Source organism: Bacillota bacterium (assembly GCA_023511835.1).
GTDB lineage: Bacteria > Bacillota > Sulfobacillia > JAIMAT01 > JAIMAT01 > JAIMAT01.
The window spans coordinates 1-2,618 of sequence record JAIMAT010000144.1 but is presented as its reverse complement, the minus strand read 5'-3'; the positions used below and the strand labels follow the sequence as shown (position 1 = coordinate 2,618).

Here is a 2,618-nt window from a genome sequence, read left to right as displayed (position 1 = left end):
TGGAACGGGGGCCGCATGGACGGCTTCGTCCGGGTCAACGGCCGCCTGGCCATGGGCTACTTCACGCGCCGGGACCTGCCCGGCTACTGGCGCATGGCGGAGGAGAACGTGCTCTGCGACCGCTACTTCTCCTCGGTCATGGGCCCGACGCTGCCCAACCGCCTCTACTGGGTGAGCGGCACCTCGGAGGGCCTGCGCGACGACCCGCCCCGCTTCGCACCCGCCAGCTTCCAGGCCGAGACGCTCTTCGACCAGCTCGAGCGCGCCGGCCTCTCCTGGCGCTTCTACGTCTCGGGGGCGGGCCTGGGCTTCCTGGAGCGCCTGCTGGGCGCGGAGAGCGACCTGGCCCGGGCCGCCGCGCGCCACCTCGGGGAGGAGGGGAACGGGCCCGTCGCGGCGGAGGCGGTGCCCGTCGTGGAGCGGCTCCTGCAGCAGCTCTACTTCTGCCCGCTCTTCTTCTACCCGCGCATCATGGCCGACCCGGTCATGCGCTCGCGCATCGTGCCGCTCCACCGCTACTACGCCGAGGCGCGGGCGGGCCGGCTGCCCGCCGTCGCCTTCGTCGCCCCGGGCCTCCTGGACAACGAGTACCCGCCCCTGGACCCGCGCCTGGGCATGCGCTTCGTCGGCTCGCTGCTGGCGGCGCTCGGCCGCTCGCCCGCCTGGCCCCGCTCGCTCTTCGTCCTCAGTTACGACGAGGCCGGGGGTTTCTGGGACCACGTGCCGCCGCCGCAGCTGGACGAGTTCGGCCTCGGCTTCCGCGTGCCCGCCATCGTGGCCTCGCCGCGCCTCCCGCGGCCGGGCCGCGTGGCGCATGACCTCTTCGACCACACGTCCATCCTGCGCGCCATCCAGGAGCGTTTCGGGCTGCCGCCGCTGACGCCGCGCAACGCCGACCCGTGCCTGGCCAGCCTCTCCGTCCTCTTCGACCCCTGAGGCCGCCGGCGGGCCGGGGCGCGGGCGGTCGCCCGCGCGGCGCCGCGCCCGCCGGTGCCCGGCGCCGCGGCCGCCCGGCTCAGGCGACGCGGCGCCCGGCCTTCCATACGGCGCGGACCAGGTTGGAGCCCAACCGGTAGGGGACGGCCAGATAGGTAGGCTCTTCCAGGAGGAGGAGGTCCGCCTGCTTTCCCGGCTCCAGCGAGCCCAGGCGCCCCTCCAGGCCCAGCACCCAGGCGGCGTTGAGCGTGGCGGCCACCAGCGCCTCGGCCGGCGTCAGGCGGAGCAGGGCGCAGGCCAGGCCCATGGCTACCGCCTGCGACTCCAGCGGGCTCGAACCGGGATTGGAGTCGGTGCCCAGCGCCACGGGCACGCCCAGCTCCACCATGGCGCGCGCCGGCGCCGGCGGCGAGCCGAGAAGGAGCGTCGCCCCCGGCAGCAGCACCGCCGCCACGCCGGCCGCCGCCATGGCCTCCAGGCCGGCCCGCGAGGCGTGCTCCAGGTGGTCGGCGGCGCGCACGCGCAGCTCCGCCGCCAGCTCGGCGCCGCCCATCTCGCCGCTCAGCTGGTCGGCGTGGAGCCGCAAGAGCAGCCCCGCCGCCCGCCCCGCCTCCAGCACGCGGCGCGCCGAGGCGCGCCCGAAGACGCCCCGCTCGAGGAAGACGTCCACCGAGCGCGCCAGCCCCTCGCGGACCACCGCCTCCAGCATGGGCCCCGCCACCTCGGCGGCGTAGGCCTCCTCGCCGCCCGGCCGCCCCCGCCACTCCGGCGGCAGCTCGTGCGCGCCCAGGAAGGTGGGCACCAGCTCCACCGGCTGCTCGCGGCCCAGGCGGCGGACCGTCTCCAGGATCTTCCGCTCGTCCTCCAGGCGCAGGCCGTAGCCGGACTTCACCTCGGCCGTGGTCGTGCCGGCGGCCAGCATCCGCCCGAGACGCGGCCGTGCAGCCTCCGCCAGCTCGTCCGCGCTCGCCCGGCGCGTCGCCTCCACCGTGGCCAGGATGCCGCCGCCCCGCCGCGCCAGCTCCTCGTAGGAAGCGCCCCCCACCCGCAGCACGTACTCCTCCATGCGGTCGCCCGCATAGACGACGTGCGTGTGCGGGTCGACGAAGCCGGGCAGCACGGCCCGGCCACGCGCGTCCACCTCCTCGCGCGCGCGCCGCCACTCCCTGGGCAGGCTCCGCATCGGCCCGGCACCCAGGATGCGGCCTCCCCGGACGGCCACGAAGCCCTGCCGCACCCGGCCCAGAGCCCCCTGCCCCGGCCCCCGGCGGGGGAGCGCGGAGGCGGCCGCGCCCGCCTCCTCCGCCACCGCGGCGGCGGAGAGCGTCACCACCTCGGCCGCATCGTGGATGAGCAGGTCGATCACGGCGCCCCGCCGCCCCCGCCCCCGGCAGCCGCGGACGGGCGGCTCACCGCTCCTCCTCCGCGGCCGTCCGGGCGCGCGCCCGCCACTCCTCCATGGGCAGCCGGACGCCCCGCTCGCGCGCCACCTCCAGCGCCCGCTCGTAGCCGGCGTCGGCGTGGCGCACCACGCCCAGCCCCGGGTCGGTGGTCAGCACCCGGCGCAGCCGTTCGTCCGCCTCCTCCGTCCCGTCGCAGACCACCACCATGCCCGCGTGGAGCGCGTAGCCGATGCCCACGCCCCCGCCGTGGTGGACCGAGACCCAGGTGGCGCCCGCGGC

At 77.3% G+C, this 2,618-nt stretch carries 3 protein-coding genes; 1 reads left to right on the top strand and 2 read right to left on the bottom strand.

Features of this window, described 5'->3' with window-relative positions:
* Positions 1–936, top strand: a 936-nt coding sequence (locus K6U79_11500; protein MCL6522978.1) for a hypothetical protein, incomplete at its 5' end; no start/stop codon positions are given.
* Between the two features lie 79 nt (positions 937–1,015).
* Here K6U79_11500 and hutI read toward each other — a convergent pair.
* Both hutI and K6U79_11490 read right to left on the bottom strand, forming a co-directional pair.
* Positions 1,016–2,302, bottom strand: coding sequence for an imidazolonepropionase (hutI, locus tag K6U79_11495; GenBank protein MCL6522977.1), 1,287 nt, complete (start codon positions 2,300–2,302; stop codon positions 1,016–1,018).
* A gap of 43 nt (positions 2,303–2,345) precedes the next feature.
* Positions 2,346–2,618 (bottom strand): hypothetical protein (locus K6U79_11490; GenBank protein MCL6522976.1); only part of this gene is annotated, 273 nt, incomplete at its 5' end.